This is a genomic window from Belliella filtrata, from assembly GCF_022549775.1.
Lineage (GTDB): Bacteria > Bacteroidota > Bacteroidia > Cytophagales > Cyclobacteriaceae > Belliella > Belliella filtrata.
This window is the reverse complement of record NZ_JAKZGP010000042.1, coordinates 14,202-29,760: the sequence shown is the minus strand read 5'-3', so window position 1 is coordinate 29,760 and position 15,559 is coordinate 14,202. Positions and strand designations below refer to the sequence as shown.

Here is a 15,559-nt window from a genome sequence, read left to right as displayed (position 1 = left end):
GATAATCTCGTAGGACTAGCCGATATTCTTATTCAATCTATCAAGGCAAGCTATTGAAGATTCAGATAGATCAACTCAAAAATAGTCAAAAAAATGAGAGGGAAATAAAAAAGTCCCGCAAAAGCGGGACTCATTTTATATTATCCTCCGAAGTCATCGAATCTGATATTCTCTTGCGGAACACCCATATCATCGAGCAACTTCAATACAGCTGCATTCATCAATGGAGGACCACATAGGTAGAATTCAACCTCGTCTGGCTCAGGGTGATCTTTCAGGTAGTTATCATACAATACTTGATGTATAAATCCTACATAACCATCACCTTCTTTGTCCTCAAGCGACTTTTTAACCTTCCAGTTATCTTCAGGAAGTGGCTCAGAAAGACCAATGTGGAAAGCAAAATTTGGAAAATCCTCTTCAATAGCTCTGAAGTGAGGCACATAGAACAATTCCTTCTTAGATCTACCACCATACCAATAAGACACTTTTCTGTCAGATTTCTCTGTATGGAACAAGTGGAAAATGTGTGATCTCAGAGGCGCCATTCCAGCACCACCACCGATATAAATCATTTCTCTATTTGTAGGGTTGATGTGGAATTCTCCGTAAGGCCCTGAAATAGTTACTTTGTCACCAGGCTTCTTAGAAAACACATAAGAAGAACAAACACCTGGATTTACATCCATCCATTTGTTGTTTGCACGATCCCATGGTGGAGTAGCAATCCTGATAGTAAGCATCACGATGTTACCTTCAGCAGGGTGGTTGGCCATGGAGTAAGCTCTAAATAGCTCCTCATCATTTTTCATTACCAAGTCCCATAGACCGAATTTATCCCAGTCACTTTGATAAACGTCAGCTGGGTGACCCAACTCTGGATGTGGAGTGATATCCATATCCTTGAAGTTTACCGTCACTGTAGGAACATCAATCTGAATATATCCACCAGATTCGAAATCTAAGATTTCTCCTTCCGGAAGTTTTACTTTAAATTCTTTGATAAATGTAGACACGTTGTAGTTGGAAATAACTTCGCATTCCCACTTTTTGATTCCGAAAATTTCTTCTGGAACTCTAATTTTCATGTCTTGCTTTACTTTGACCTGGCAAGAAAGTCTCACCTTTCCTTGCTTTTCAGCTCTGCTCAAGTGACCTTCTTCTGTTGGAAGAACTTCACCACCACCGTCTTCGATCACACACTTACACATTGCGCAAGTACCTCCACCACCACAAGCTGATGGCAAGAAGATTTTTTTGTTACTCAAGGTGTTCAACAAGGTCGAACCTGCTGAAGTCACAATAGGATTGCTCTCATCACCATTGATGATGATCTTCACATCTCCAGATGAAACCAGCTTAGACTGAGCAAACAAAAGGATAAAAACGAGTAGCAGAATAATCAAAGTAAATGCTACTATCGAGGTAATAATTACTGAACCCATTTATTAGATTGATTTTTACTTTTTTATTTTTCAGTATTTCAGACCCACTTAGGGAATACAAATATATTTATTAATAGATAAAATCGACCATATTCATAACGAATTTTGACTATTTATCTGGTATTTAGCTATAGGTACAACTGATTAGTTGTTCAAGAGGTTTAGCAAAGTAGTTAATCTGTTCTTCAACTGCCTCCTATCGATGATAAAATCCAAAAATCCATGTTCAAGTACAAATTCAGAACTTTGGAATCCTTTTGGTAAATCTTTACCGATAGTTTCTCTAATCACTCTTGGCCCTGCAAAACCTATCAATGCTCCTGGCTCAGCTATATTAAAATCACCTAACATGGCGTATGAAGCGGTCACTCCTCCTGTAGTAGGATCGGTCAAAAGTGAAATGTATGGAATACCTGCTTTTTCTAGCAAAGCTAGCTTAGCAGAAGTCTTAGCCATCTGCATCAAGCTGAATCCAGCTTCCATCATTCTGGCTCCACCAGATTTGGAAATCATCAAAAATGGTACTTTCTCTTTTAACGAATAATCTATCGCTCTGCCTATCTTCTCTCCTACCACAGAACCCATCGACCCTCCAATAAAATTAAAGTCCATACATGCTACGACTAGATCAATCCCATTCATCTTACCTACTGCTGATCTGACTGCATCATTGAGTTCAGTCTTGCTAATAGTAGCATCAATTCTTGAGCTGTATGGCTTGGTATCCACGAATTTCAATGGATCTCCTGACTTCATATTTGCATCTAGCTCTTTGAATTTATTGCCATCAAATAATATCTCAAAGTACTCTTTAGAGCCTATTTTGACATGATAATCATCGTCAGGACATACATAAGAGTTTTGCTTAAGCTCTCTGGTATGAATGATATTTCCTTTTGGTGTTTTGAACCACAAGCCGTCAGGAGCATCTTTCTTTTCCTCCGTAGAGGTCTTAATTCCTTTATCTGTTCTTTTAAACCAAGCCATATATTTCTTTAAGTTTTCACCTCAAATTGAAATTCGAGGATTACAAATTTATAGGTAATATCCATTAAATAAAATCTCCAAGTCAAGTAAGTACATCAAAACATCATTAAATTACTAAAAATCAACTTATTGAGCACCATTTAAAGATTTTGAAGCCTAGCAGAAAATCTCCTAAACACAGTGGCATTCAATGGGGCTTTTGACAATTACCAAATAAAGGAGATATTCATGTTCCGAATCACACCATTTCCTATATGAATAGCACTCTTTCTCTACTTATCATCTCGGGAACAATCCTATTGATTGCGTATTTTGTGTATGGCAAGTACGTCTATAGAAAATTTGGATTGAACAACCAAAAGCCTTCTCCTGCTCATACCTTAAAAGACGGCATAGATTACATCCCAAGCAAACCCATTGTGGTGTTAGGACATCATTTCGCATCAATAGCTGGGGCAGGCCCAATCGTTGGGCCTATCATTGCATTGACTTTTGGCTGGATCCCTGCAGTGATTTGGATATTGGTAGGAGGCATATTCTTTGGGGCAGTGCACGACTTAGGAAGCATGGCGGCTTCTTTGAGAAATGAAGGGAAATCTATAGGTGTGATCATCCAAAATACGATAGGCTATAGAGGAAAGCAACTATTTATTTTATTCAGCTTTTCAACTTTGATCCTAATCATCGGGGTGTTCGCAGACATCATCGCCAAAACTTTCATCAGTAATCCAGGAGTCGCATCAGCATCTTTGCTATTTATCCTTCTGGCTGTAGCATTTGGAATAGTAAGCAAACTGGTCGGTGACAAGAAGGTTGCATTTGTAGTGATTTCTATAATTGGAATAGCTTTGATGTATTATTTTGTCTATTTAGGAATGCAAATCCCCATAGCCATAGATTATCAACTGTGGATATATATCCTCTTGGCGTATGCTTTTATCGCATCAGTTGCACCTGTATCTATGTTGCTTCAGCCCCGTGATTACTTGAATAGCTTCTTACTTTATGGATTGATCATCGCCGCAGTGGTAGGTGTAGTTATAGCAAATCCCGCAATAGTCATGGACTCAGAAGTGCATATCAGCTCAGAAAATCTTGGGTACATATTTCCTGTACTGTTTGTCACGATAGCTTGTGGAGCTATTAGTGGCTTCCATTCACTGGTTGCTTCTGGCACGACTTCCAAGCAACTTGACAAAGAAAGTGATGCCAAAATAGTTGGATTTGGCGGAATGCTGATTGAGTCCTTTCTCGCCATCATCGCCATCGCAGCCGTGATTGTGTTATCAAGAGCAGAATACTTGGAGAAAATAGAAACACTCGGCCCTGTACCTTTATTTGCTAATGGTCTAGGCAATATTATTTCAAGCTTGGGCATCTCAGAAGACTTTGCAATTGGTTTTGTGGCATTGACAGTCTCTGCATTTGCACTGACAACCTTAGATACTTGTACCCGATTAGCAAGATTCACGCTGCAAGAATACTTCGAAGATATTAAGAATCCCATTGGGGCAAAGGTAGCCCAAAACAGGTATCTCTCCACTTCAGTAGTTGTCATACTTGCCGTTTTGCTATTGGGATCGGGAGGATTCAGCATCCTCTGGCCGATATTTGGATCTGCTAATCAGCTGCTCGCAGCTTTAGCCTTACTGACGATTTCAGTATGGTTGATGAAGCAAAAAACCAATGCCACATTTGTCTTGATTCCGATGTTTTTTATGTTCACGGTGACATTAACTTCTTTGGCATTGTTTGCTTGGAAAAATTATCAAGATCAGGTCTATGTACTCGCCGGAATTGCTATTGTGTTATTTCTACTTTCTTTTGCGCTTATTTTCCTGGCAGTGAAGAGTATAAGGAAGGAGATAGGTTTGAAAAACTGATCATTCTTTCAAAAAATCACATTTTAGCATATTCAGAGACTTGTCAAAAGAGATCGAAAAACCTAACACTTCGCCCTTTTAAGTAATATGTAAGAGAAAAACAACTAGAATAATCTCCAGGCACTTTATAAGAAACTACCACCTACATATAAGAAAACTAAAGGGCTGTTTGCAATATAAAGCAAACAGCCCTTTAAAATTAAACTAGTGAACAAAACTTTTAAACTGACACTTATCCATTTATTTCAGATTCATCTCAACATCAACTTGTAGCTGGATTTACTTGAATTTGTCCGCCAATCGCTTTTAAAACATTCATTATCGTAGCAAATTGCTGTTTTGCTCCATCAGATAATGCTTTGTATAAACTCGGTCTGCTCATTCCAGTTTCTTCCGCAATTTTTGTCATTCCGATTGCTTTTGCAATATGTCCAATTGCATTAATAACATCAGCGTTGTCCCCCTCTTCTAACACCGTGTTAAGATATTCCGCAATCATTTCCTTACTTTCTAAATAATCCGCTATTTCAAATTTTGAAGATCCCATTTTTAACTATTTAATTTTTCCCAAATCGCTTTTGCTTTTTTAATGTCATTTTGCTGAGTAGATTTATCTCCACCTAATAAGAGAATGATTATCTTTCCATTCTTTTCTTTAAAATACACTCGATAACCTTTTGCGAAATTCACTTTCAACTCTCGAATCCCATCTCCAACTGGTTCGCAATCACCAAAATGCTCATCATTCTCTAATTTCTGAATTCTAAACAAAATCTTCGATTTTGCTTTCAGGTCTCTTACCTTCCTTAACTATTTGTCAAATTCAGTCGTTTTCTCAATAAAAAACATAACGGATGTATCTAATTGGATACATATTTAAACTATTTCTCTGGATAAATTCGATTTGTATTGATATTGATTGCGGTATCAATTATAATACTCCATCACTCTGATTTTAATTTAGAGTTACATTGTAAATCAATCAACACTATTAAATACCCCTTTCACTCTCTTGGGAATCCTCCAAGCCAAATTCACATTGATCAGATAATCTGCAAAGGCAGCATCTCCATGCCTGCGATTGTCTGGGGTAGAATCTGCTATATCCGTCAGGCTTCTGGTACGGTTTCTTACCAAAGCGATAGGGACATTGACTGTAGTAGTGAAGTTTCCAAGCATGTAGCTCACACCAGGCTCTACTGAAATGATATATCCAGGCCTTCTAAAACCTTCACTTGCTCCTAACAAATCTCTCACTGGCACACCTTCAACTCTTCCCCCTAGAGAAAGTCCCAAGCCATGCACAAAAGATATTGGCTTGAATACACCTGCTCTGAATGCGAATTGGTCAGGTACACTCATGATAGCTTCTGAAGCTCGAGCCCTATTTGTCTGGGTTCCATTCGTATTTCTTGGATTGAACATGTAGAAGCCATCATAGTACAAAAAGAAATTGGAAGGTAAATTCCAAATACCTTGGGTATCTACGATCAAGCCCCAGCCTCCATCACCAAGCTGAATGGACTGATCCACTGGCCTGACTTCTGGTGAACCTCCTGGACCCACATTGTAGAAAGTACTTTGAGCATTATAATCTCCTGTTGGTAATTTGATCCCTAGGCCGATAGCTGTATTTCCACTTTTAGCTTTTTCACCCGAGAGCAACCAATAACCAGCACCGACACGCATATCAGCCAAGCCTTGAGAATAAGTCATGTGGCGAGAATTTCTTCCATGTTCGTACAGTGAGCTTCTTTCATTGTAAGCAAAAGGCAATGAAACAACTGCATAAGCTCGATCTGTCAATGCATAGCTGATATTGAAATCCAGACCATGTGACCAATTGATCACTTCTGTATTATTTTCCACCCTTTGAGGATGTTCTTCAGTCCCACTGAAGTGGCGGAATGATCTGAAATATCGATAGTTCGAACTGATGTTCCATTCGCCTTTCTCAAGAATATTCCCTTGACCAACCGCATTTCCAATACCAGAAAATTGCCTGATTGCTACGCAGCCTTGTCCTAAAGAATCTTTTACATTGAGCAAGACCAATGCAATAATTAACACTTGAATTTTTATAAATACATTTTATACCTTTTTTGACATACAAATATTCTATCAATATGAGAACTCAATCTTTAGCCTATGATTCAAACGCCCTACACGTTCTTAATTAATCGATCATGATTGACTATTTAACCAAAATTAGTTTTCCCTTAACACTAGTTAGTAAACTTATACCTAGCCTAATTTCCCCCATCAGACTTTGCTCGATTTACCGCATATTTTCCGACATTTTCACCTTGCTTTATACCTACCTCTGCATCGAATCTATAGTGAATTCCGCCATAAACTCTCGACATTGCTGCTTCCATTGCCCAATTCTTGAATTTGGTAGCGTCATCTGGAAAAAAATAGGATAGAACCTCAGCAGCAGATGCTGAAAATGTGCTATGACCAGATGTATATGCAGGGAAGTTGGGGGTTCCTAAAATAGTTTTGAATCCTGGAATTGTCTCAACAGGTCTTGGGTAGTGATAGTAGTATTTAGTATCCCAACAAGCGACACCCGCGTCCATAATAGCTGTGTTCATATATGCCAAAACTCGAGCGGATCTAAGTGGATTTAATTTATTCTTGACTATAGTTTCCTTTGCAAACTTATTCCAATGGCCTGGAGGAGTATATGATCCTACGCCATCTTCCCACCAATTGGCAATTCTACGCTGATTGGTAGTCAAATTATTCGCAAATCTTTGGAGTTCTTGTGCATCTTTCTCAAACTCAACTGAACCTGGGGCTGGTGGAGGGCCTACCCTTACTTCTTCCACATTTGGAACATTCCACATGCTAACCTTACCAAATAATGGAGTCAGACCAACTGGTCTTTGGGGAGTTTCCATATTTTGCCACTTCCAGCCAAACCTTTCGAAAGCAGCATTGGCGATAGAGTCAGAAACAGGTTTGGGTGTTTGGGCTCTTGACATTCCATCTGAAGAAGCACGCTGTTTTGCTAAGTTAGCCACTTCTGTTCCTATGGTCAATCCTGCATTGATATCACTGGGGACATTGAGACCTGCCTGAATCAAACTAACTATATGCTCTTGAAATTTTTGCTCAAGATAGTCAGCTTCCAAAGGAAACATTGCCGTCAATATTTCCTTTGAAACTTGCGCAATTGAAGCTCCGTCAGAGGGATATGAGGGTATTTCATTAGTAGTATAAGCTGGAACGATACTATCATCTACTTTGTAAGGAGATTTTCGATCATACTCAAACTTATAATACCAACTTACAACTAAAGCATCAAATTGAGCAGCACTTAAATATGCCAACATCCTACTGGTATATGGAGGATGGGCAAAAGGGAAGGCAGGAGGACCTTCTGGATTAGCTGGATTTGGTAATGTATAGGTATCATCTGGATTTGGGCCCGGAATCAAATTGTATTTAGCAGCAAGTTCTAAAGCGATCTCGTTCCACCTTAAGACAGGGTTATTCGTCCAATACCTTATTACCGCTCTTTGCCCAGTGTTTAATCCTGACATCTGATTCTTAACTTGTGTTAATTCAGCTTGATACTCGGAAGAATTAACATCTGAAGGCGTGGTAATACTTATTTGACTGGGATCGGTAACTAAAAACGTCTTCCATGTCCCCCCATCTTCATCCATTCTTTCAAATTGATATGATTCAAATTCATAGTATCTTGGAGTTTCTTCAATACAAGAACTTGCTACGACAAGTAGTGATACTAATAAGTATATGTTTATATTTTTCATAATGACTAATTCTAATATGCATTAAACTGATAAGTTAGACCTAGTCCAATAGTACTACCTCTACCCATATTTCGACCACTTACAGTTTGGTTGAAATAAGCTAAAGCCCCTAATCCCCTGTCAGATTTTATGTAGTACTGTACCCATGCTCCTACTTGGCTTACTTCCATTTTGTTGGTTGGCTGAGGTCTATTGTAAGCACGTATATCATCTCCAGAAAGGCAATTTAAACTCATAAATGTAGCTTCCATCCTAAGCCTATTGTCAAATGCCCAATAACCTATTGCTCCATGAAAATTTAAAGCATTTGGCACATTCATAAACCGAGAGTAAACACTGCCATTTTGATAGTAATAGTCTCTTTCTATCTCTGTCTGTCCCCTCCATAAGTATGCAAAAGAGGCTCTAAAAACTAATCCATTGTCCATTTTGTAACCACCTATACCTCGCAATCCAATCTCAGGCGCTCCAAACCCAATACTGAAGGGCATATAATCCGAAAGGTAATTGCCGACAGGCCTATTGAAATGTGCATTGGTCAGAAATAGCAATCTACCGCCATTAATTCTTTTCTGAACCCAATCAATTTTTGCTGAGACACTTAAATCTTGAATCCCATTCTGCCCCACTTGAGTACCTCCTGATGCTTTTGTACCCACATAGGGTAAGCTCGCAATCATATTAACCTTTTTGGTAAGCCCCACAGCTATCATTGGCATTGCCATTCTCCTTGTAAAAGTTCCAATATTTGCATTCCCACGTATCAAATCCCCTTCCCAGTACCTATCCCATGAGGAATGTTCATACATAAGTGCTACGCAAACCTCCCCCCTATCCATCATTACTTCATCCCAAGGTGTTTGCGCTTGGGCTTTAAAATGCAATAAAAATGAAGCAACCAACCCTAAAATTATTGGTAATAATTTATTCATATTAATCCTTTAATCAAGCTTTGTAAATAATTCTTCTAAAAAACTGTATAATTAGGATCAACTGAAAATCAGATTTGAATTGAAGACAAGTTGCTAAAATGAAGTTATATAGATAAACTGCAATTGAAGTCTAAGGCTAACTTGATTAAAATTGTAAAACAATTTCAGCTAACCAATTAGCATACTTTTGCATGTGCATGCTTATGAACACAACATTTATGCTATTTTAATAGCTTGTAATAAACTCAGGAAAATCCGGATTTTTTCAGCTGACCCTAATTTTTTGTCTTCAATATTTAACTGCAATCAATGCCAATACTCCTAATTACAATTATCCGCCGAATCGGAAAATCAGATAGAAATTAAATGAATTGAATGCTTCAGTATTAAACAGGACGCTATAATAGGTATAGTATTTTGTTTCAATCCATGCCCAACAAACCCCTTTGAGTAAACATAGATATCCATAAAAACCAATTCACTTCATAATAATCATCCTAAATAAAATTAGTCAAATTGAATGACAGAAAAATCAAGCTAACTCAGGAGGAGGAGTGATATTACTGATGTAAATCTGATAATCAGTTGAAAAAATGTAACCTATGAGAATCGTGATATCATCTAACCCAGCACTGAATGTATACGCATACTCAGGCTGTGTAAAATCCTTAACAAATAATTTCGACAAGGTGGAATTTCCATTTTCCGCCGGCACTTCATCAGTTATCAATGAAGTTACCCATTGCTTGACTACTGTGTCAAGCTTTTGCTTTGCAGTATCAGGGACATACACGATCTGCAGGGTATCATTTTGATATCTTTGCTTGATGGCTCGGTAATATTTACCATCTTTTTCAAATTTCGTATTGGTAGCTTGAAAATCAGCTTGATCAGCCATATAAGGAACCGATATGGGAACTTCAAGGATCGCCTCATTCTCTACATTTGTATCAAAAATTTTATCCCCCCAATGAGCTTCTAGAGAACGATTAAATGAATAATAAAATCCATAGTACCCAAAGTGGTACAGCGAAAATACGCACAATAAAAATATGGCAATTACTTTTCTCAATTTTAGGCATTTTTGGTTTCTAAATGTAATAAACATTTTTTGAAAATCAATTACTCTATATATTAAGTTAAATTCTTTTGAAAAAAATAGAATATAGAATGGTCTTAAGAAAAAACTCCCAATTCTAAAAAAGTAAAATAACCAAGATCAATATCACCAAAGCCAAACCATACACCTTAATCACCTTCATCCGATTGAATCTATCCATGAACCAAAGCACAAATACCGGCTTATACAGCCCCAACATCAGAGATGCACCACTGTACATAGCAAGCACTTGGAGAATTATCTTTATTGATTCTATCATAAATTTAATCCATTATCAATTTACTTAATCAGCCAGTCTTTTCACCAGTCAAATAAACAAACTTTTTTTTAATAGAAGATTGGCTTGACAAACTAGGCCAAAAGTAAAAAAGGAACTTCCGAATGAAAGTTCCTTTTTTATATTTTTCAATTTATGTTTATTTCTTTCTCTTGATTTCTTGCATCATGTAGCCTTCGATCGTATCGTCTATCAAGATATCGTTGAACTTCTTGATAGAAATACCACACTCATATCCTGCCTTCACTTCTGCTACATCATCCTTGAATCGCTTCAACTGATCGATCTCTCCATCATGTATAACGATACCATCTCTGATAACTCTGATTTTATTCTTACGTGTGATATATCCATCCGTCACATAAGAACCTGCTACAGTACCTACTTTAGAGATTTTGAATACTTCCCTCACCTGAATATTACCAGTGATGACTTCTTCAAACTCTGGCTCAAGCATACCCTCGATAGCATCTTTGATCTGATTGATCGCATCATAGATGATAGAGTAATGTCTGATCTCGATTTCTTCTTGTTCTGCAAGTCTCTTTGCATTGGTAGAAGGTCGAACTTGGAAGCCTAAAATGATCGCATCAGAAGCAGATGCCAAAAGCACATCTGACTCAGAGATCTGACCTACACCCTTATGGATGATATTGACAGACACCTCATCTTTCGACAATTTCAATAAGGAATCGGAAAGTGCTTCCACAGATCCATCCACATCACCTTTGATGATGATGTTAAGCTCTTTAAAGCTACCGATTGCCAAACGACGACCGATTTCATCCAAGGTAATATGCTTCTTGGTTCGCATGCTTTGCTCACGAAGTATTTGTTCTCTTGAGTTAGCGATTTCTCTAGCTTCTCTTTCAGAGTCAAATACCTTGAAGGTATCACCAGCTTGAGGTGCACCAGCAAGACCGAGTACCTGTACTGGAGTAGAAGGCCCAGCTTCTTTCAGCCTTTTGCCTTTGTGATCAGTCATGGCTTTTACTTTACCATAATGCTGACCAGCAAGCATCACATCACCAACCCTCAAGGTACCTGCTTGTACCATAACAGTAGCTACATATCCACGCCCTTTATCCAAAGATGCTTCTACTACTGTACCTACAGCATTTTTGCTAGGATTAGCTTTAAGCTCTAGTACTTCAGCTTCAAGCAATACCTTTTCGAGTAATTCGTCAATACCAGTTCCTACTTTGGCAGAGATATCTTGAGACTGGTATTTACCACCCCATTCTTCCACCAAAAGGTTCATATTCGCTAGCTGCTCCTTGATTTTGTTAGGATTAGCATTCGGTTTATCGATCTTATTGATAGCGAAAATCATCGGTACACCAGCTACTTGAGCGTGATTGATCGCTTCTTTGGTCTGTGGCATGATGTCATCATCAGCAGCTACCACAATGATTGCTACGTCAGTGATTTTGGCACCCCTAGCCCTCATAGCCGTAAAGGCTTCGTGACCTGGTGTATCCAAAAACGCAATTTTATCTCCATTGGTAGTAGTTACATCATAAGCACCGATGTGCTGTGTGATACCACCTGCCTCATCGCCTGTGATTTTTGATTTTCTGATATAATCAAGCAAAGACGTCTTACCGTGATCGACGTGCCCCATGATCGTAACGATAGGTGCTCTATCCAATAGATCATCTGGGCTATCTACCTCTTCGATAGTGTTCTCTTCCTCATCAGGCTTGGTGAACTCTACCTCATAGTCAAATTCATCTGCAATGATAGTGATTGCCTCAGCGTCAAGCCTTTGATTGATAGACACAAACATACCCAATGACATACAAGTTGAAATCACCTGATTCACAGATACATCCATTAGTGACGCAAGGTCATTAGCAGAGATAAACTCTGTTACTTTTAATATCTTGCCATCTTCTAAACCATCTTCAAACTCTCTATTTCTTTCAGCTTTCTTATCCCTTCTGTTCTTTCCTTTTCCTCCAGATTTCCCTCCACCTTGCAATCTTGCAAGGGTTTGTTTGATCTGATCTTGGATTTCCTTTTGGGTAGGCTCTGCTTTTTGAACCCTATTTTGTTGAGGAGCACCTTTACCACCTCTATTGTTCTGATTTCTTCTATCACGAGGATTGTTACCTCCTCCTTGACCGCCCTGACCACCACCTTGGCCGCCTTGTCTTGGCTGTCCTCCTGGACCTGCACTTTGAGGCTGACCAGGTTTGTTTGGCTGACCTTGAGGATTTTTATCTATCCTTTTACGAACTCTTTTCTTCTTGTCCTTATTTCTCTCGTCAGAAGAAGCTACAGGCTTACCTTTTTTCTTAGCCCTGTCTACAGGGAGCTCGATTTTACCCAATACAGTAAGACCTTTCAAAGAATCAGCTTTTGCTTCAATTAACTGACTTACTTCTGGAGCAGGCTTATCAAGTTTCTCTACCTTATCTTGCGGCTTAACTTCTGCCTTCACCTGTGGTGGAGACTGAGGCTTTAGCTGCGGATTAGGATTCGGCTTTTGAAAATCTTGTTTTGGCTTTGGCCTATCTTTTGGCGTATTTGTGTCAGTCGAAGTAGGAGTAGAAGCAGGTTTTTGTGATTTAGCGTTGTCTTGATGCTGAGGCTTCACAGCCTGAGGTTTGTTTTCTACTTTTTCTTCAACTTTCTCTGTGGAGATAGGTTTTTCCGTCACTTCCTTTGCCACTGGCTTAGGAGCTGGCTCTTCTTTCTTTACAGGCTCAGGCTTGACCTCCTTCTTAGGGTTCAGGTCAATTTTCCCCAAAACCTTAATACCTGGAAGTTTTGGAGCTTCAACTGATTGCTTTGGCTCTTCTTCCACTTTTGTAGCAGCAGGCTCTGGCTTTGCAGGCTGTGGTGCTACTTCTTTTTTCTCCTCTTTTATTGGCTCTACCTTTTTGGCAGGCTCCGCCTTGGGCTCTTCACGAGCCTCCGACTCAGCCTCGATCGTAAAAGTCTCATGGTGTCTTTTACCTATCGATAGATGAGAAGCCTCTTCCTTTTCTTGGGCAGAGGATTTGAATTCCTTAGCCAACATGTTGAATTGATCTATGTTGATTTTGGAATTTGGATTATTTTCGACTTCAAAGCCCTTTTTTGCCATAGAATCCACCAATGTAGAAATACCTACATTGAGTTTTCTGGCAACTTGGCCAAGTCTCATCATTCTTTCTTCTGACATACGCTAAAAACCTATTTCTAATTCTTTGGCAAATATAAGACCTATATTTGGGTATTTAGGTCTTTATTTATTGTTCAAACTCTTGTTTTAAAATTTTGAAGATCTCATCAATGGTCTCTTCTTCAAGCTCAGTCCTTCTCAAAAGGTCATCTTTGGTTAAAGAAAGTACGCTTTTGGCAGTATCTAAGCCTGTTTTTTTCAATTCATCGATGATCCATCCATCGATTTCATCCACGAACTCATCTAATACTACATCTTCTTCATCTTCGATATCGTTCAGCTCTCTGAATACATCGATTTCATATCCTACCAATCTACTTGCAAGTCGAATATTGAAACCACCTTTACCAATAGCCATAGATACTTGGTCTGGTTTCAAAAACACTGAAAGCCTCTTACGGTCGTGATCAGCACTGATGGAAGTTACTTTGGCTGGACTTAGTGCCCTTGATACGTAAAGCTCTAAGTTGTCCGTATAATTGATAACATCAATATTCTCATTCTGTAACTCACGCACTACGGCATGAATTCTACTTCCTTTCATCCCAACACAAGCACCTACTGGATCTATTCTGTCGTCATAAGACTCTACTGCGACCTTAGCCCTTTCTCCTGGCTCTCTAACGATTTTCTTGATGGTAATCAAGCCATCGTAAACCTCTGGCACTTCATTTTCAAATAGCCTCTCCAAGAAAATTGGAGATGTACGTGAAAGGATAATTCTTGGATTACCGTTTACCATTTCCACTTTGTGGACGATAGACCTTACTGTATCTCCTTTTCTAAACCTATCCTTAGGTATCTGCTCTCCTTTAGGAAGGATGAGCTCATTACCCTCACCGTCCATTAGGAGCACTTCTCTACCTAAGATCTGGTATACTTCAGCAGCGATAATCTCTCCAACCAACTCTTCATATTGATTGAAAAGCAAGTCTTTCTCCAAATCTTTGATTTTTTGAATCAAAGTCTGTCTAGCCATCATTACCGCTCTTCTTCCAAACTCAATCAATTCAATCTTTTCATAGACCTCTTCTCCAACTTCAAAGTCAGGTTCTATCTTACGAGCATCTGTCAAGCTGATTTTGTCAAAATCCCAAATATCCTCTGAATTGTCGTCTACAATCTCTCTGATTCTTAAGATTTCGAGATCACCTTTGTCCGCATTGATCGTTACGTCAAAGTTTTCATCGGTCTCATATTTCTTGCGAATCATCGCTCTAAACACATCTTCCAGAATACGGATCATGGTAGGACGATCCACGTTTTTTGACCTTGCAAATTCTGCAAATGACTCTATAAGAACTTTAGCATCCATTTTTTTTACTTAAAAGAGACTAGTACAATTGATTTTTTGATTTCTTCCAAAGGAATTTCCACTTCTTCTGTTGTGGCTTTCTTTCCTTTTTCTTTCTTTTTGACGTTCAACTTGATCGTCGTGGGTTCTACGGCGAGTAGCTCTCCTTCGGCTTCACTACCGTCTGTGAAAGTAACTTTTAAGTTTCTTCCAATATTTTTTTGATATTGTCTACGTGAGCTAAGTGGAAAATCTACCCCTGGAGAGGATACTTCTAGCACATAAGCTGCATCAAGCAGCTCTTTAGCCTCTATCTCTTCTCCCACTTGCCTGCTAACAAAAGCACAAGTATCTATCTGTATACCTTGATCAGCATCGAGAAGAATCTTGACTTGAGGTTTTCCCTTCCCTTCTATCACTTGAACATCTACGATGAAATGTTTTTCATCTGGCAGATGCTTTTCGACAATCTCCTCTATGGTTTGTTTTATGCTCATATTTTAGTGCTTACCATAATGAAAGAGGGGACTGTCGTCCCCTCCAAATATTCGGCTAATACGTCACAAAGTTAATAAAAAAAATTCCATAAAAAAAAGAGTGTCTATTTACTAGGACTTAGATTGATACATTTTTCAAAAAATCTCACTACGAATGACATCTACTA

12 protein-coding genes and 1 pseudogene are annotated in these 15,559 nt (G+C 38.7%); 1 reads left to right on the top strand and 12 read right to left on the bottom strand.

Features of this window, described 5'->3' with window-relative positions; translation table 11 throughout:
- Positions 1–140: 140 nt before the first annotated feature.
- Entirely contained in the window at positions 141–1,445 is a 1,305-nt protein-coding gene (gene nqrF, locus MM239_RS14605; RefSeq protein ID WP_241348992.1) for an NADH:ubiquinone reductase (Na(+)-transporting) subunit F, read from the bottom strand.
- A gap of 144 nt (positions 1,446–1,589) precedes the next feature.
- A complete protein-coding gene (accD, locus tag MM239_RS14600; RefSeq protein WP_241348991.1) occupies positions 1,590–2,432 on the bottom strand; it encodes an acetyl-CoA carboxylase, carboxyltransferase subunit beta in 843 nt (280 codons plus the stop codon).
- Between the two features lie 254 nt (positions 2,433–2,686).
- Between accD and MM239_RS14595 the strand changes: the two genes are divergently transcribed.
- Complete coding sequence (locus MM239_RS14595) at positions 2,687–4,315, top strand: carbon starvation CstA family protein (RefSeq protein WP_241348990.1); 1,629 nt, start codon at positions 2,687–2,689, stop codon at positions 4,313–4,315.
- Between the two features lie 262 nt (positions 4,316–4,577).
- Here MM239_RS14595 and MM239_RS14590 read toward each other — a convergent pair whose 3' ends face one another.
- From MM239_RS14590 to MM239_RS14545, 10 genes and pseudogenes are all read right to left on the bottom strand, one after another.
- Positions 4,578–4,862: an addiction module antidote protein gene (locus MM239_RS14590; protein WP_241348989.1), complete on the bottom strand. Its 285-nt coding sequence runs from the start codon at positions 4,860–4,862 to the stop codon at positions 4,578–4,580.
- A 2-nt stretch (positions 4,863–4,864) separates the two neighbouring features.
- Positions 4,865–5,110 (bottom strand): annotated as a pseudogene (locus tag MM239_RS14585) (type II toxin-antitoxin system RelE/ParE family toxin); the annotation flags it as partial.
- A 183-nt stretch (positions 5,111–5,293) separates the two neighbouring features.
- Positions 5,294–6,385 carry a hypothetical protein gene (locus MM239_RS14580; RefSeq protein WP_241348987.1) on the bottom strand — a complete coding sequence of 364 codons (1,092 nt, stop codon included), beginning with the start codon at positions 6,383–6,385 and terminating at the stop codon, positions 5,294–5,296.
- Between the two features lie 179 nt (positions 6,386–6,564).
- Positions 6,565–8,100, bottom strand: a complete 1,536-nt coding sequence (locus MM239_RS14575; protein ID WP_241348986.1) for a phosphatase PAP2 family protein — start codon at positions 8,098–8,100, stop codon at positions 6,565–6,567.
- A gap of 11 nt (positions 8,101–8,111) precedes the next feature.
- Positions 8,112–9,032: a transporter gene (locus tag MM239_RS14570; RefSeq protein ID WP_241348985.1), complete on the bottom strand. Its 921-nt coding sequence runs from the start codon at positions 9,030–9,032 to the stop codon at positions 8,112–8,114.
- A gap of 532 nt (positions 9,033–9,564) precedes the next feature.
- Positions 9,565–10,104: a hypothetical protein gene (locus tag MM239_RS14565; RefSeq protein WP_241348984.1), complete on the bottom strand. Its 540-nt coding sequence runs from the start codon at positions 10,102–10,104 to the stop codon at positions 9,565–9,567.
- 124 nt (positions 10,105–10,228) lie between these two features.
- Positions 10,229–10,411 carry a hypothetical protein gene (locus MM239_RS14560; protein ID WP_241348983.1) on the bottom strand — a complete coding sequence of 61 codons (183 nt, stop codon included), beginning with the start codon at positions 10,409–10,411 and terminating at the stop codon, positions 10,229–10,231.
- Positions 10,412–10,568: 157 nt separating this feature from the next.
- A complete protein-coding gene (gene infB / locus MM239_RS14555; protein WP_241348982.1) occupies positions 10,569–13,601 on the bottom strand; it encodes a translation initiation factor IF-2 in 3,033 nt (1,010 codons plus the stop codon).
- A gap of 67 nt (positions 13,602–13,668) precedes the next feature.
- Positions 13,669–14,916: a transcription termination factor NusA gene (gene nusA, locus MM239_RS14550; RefSeq protein ID WP_241348981.1), complete on the bottom strand. Its 1,248-nt coding sequence runs from the start codon at positions 14,914–14,916 to the stop codon at positions 13,669–13,671.
- 5 nt (positions 14,917–14,921) lie between these two features.
- A complete protein-coding gene (locus MM239_RS14545) occupies positions 14,922–15,392 on the bottom strand; it encodes a ribosome maturation factor RimP (protein ID WP_241348980.1) in 471 nt (156 codons plus the stop codon).
- Positions 15,393–15,559 lie beyond the last annotated feature (167 nt).

What these genes read in the sequence shown, in the direction of transcription:
- nqrF (WP_241348992.1), bottom strand. Translation starts at nt 1,445, where the DNA reads ATGGGTTCAGTAATTATTACCTCGATAGTAGCATTTACTTTGATTATT.
- accD (WP_241348991.1), bottom strand. Translation starts at nt 2,432, where the DNA reads ATGGCTTGGTTTAAAAGAACAGATAAAGGAATTAAGACCTCTACGGAG.
- MM239_RS14595 (WP_241348990.1), top strand. Translation starts at nt 2,687, where the DNA reads ATGAATAGCACTCTTTCTCTACTTATCATCTCGGGAACAATCCTATTG.
- MM239_RS14590 (WP_241348989.1), bottom strand. Translation starts at nt 4,862, where the DNA reads ATGGGATCTTCAAAATTTGAAATAGCGGATTATTTAGAAAGTAAGGAA.
- MM239_RS14575 (WP_241348986.1), bottom strand. Translation starts at nt 8,100, where the DNA reads ATGAAAAATATAAACATATACTTATTAGTATCACTACTTGTCGTAGCA.
- MM239_RS14570 (WP_241348985.1), bottom strand. Translation starts at nt 9,032, where the DNA reads ATGAATAAATTATTACCAATAATTTTAGGGTTGGTTGCTTCATTTTTA.
- MM239_RS14560 (WP_241348983.1), bottom strand. Translation starts at nt 10,411, where the DNA reads ATGATAGAATCAATAAAGATAATTCTCCAAGTGCTTGCTATGTACAGT.
- infB (WP_241348982.1), bottom strand. Translation starts at nt 13,601, where the DNA reads ATGTCAGAAGAAAGAATGATGAGACTTGGCCAAGTTGCCAGAAAACTC.
- nusA (WP_241348981.1), bottom strand. Translation starts at nt 14,916, where the DNA reads ATGGATGCTAAAGTTCTTATAGAGTCATTTGCAGAATTTGCAAGGTCA.
- MM239_RS14545 (WP_241348980.1), bottom strand. Translation starts at nt 15,392, where the DNA reads ATGAGCATAAAACAAACCATAGAGGAGATTGTCGAAAAGCATCTGCCA.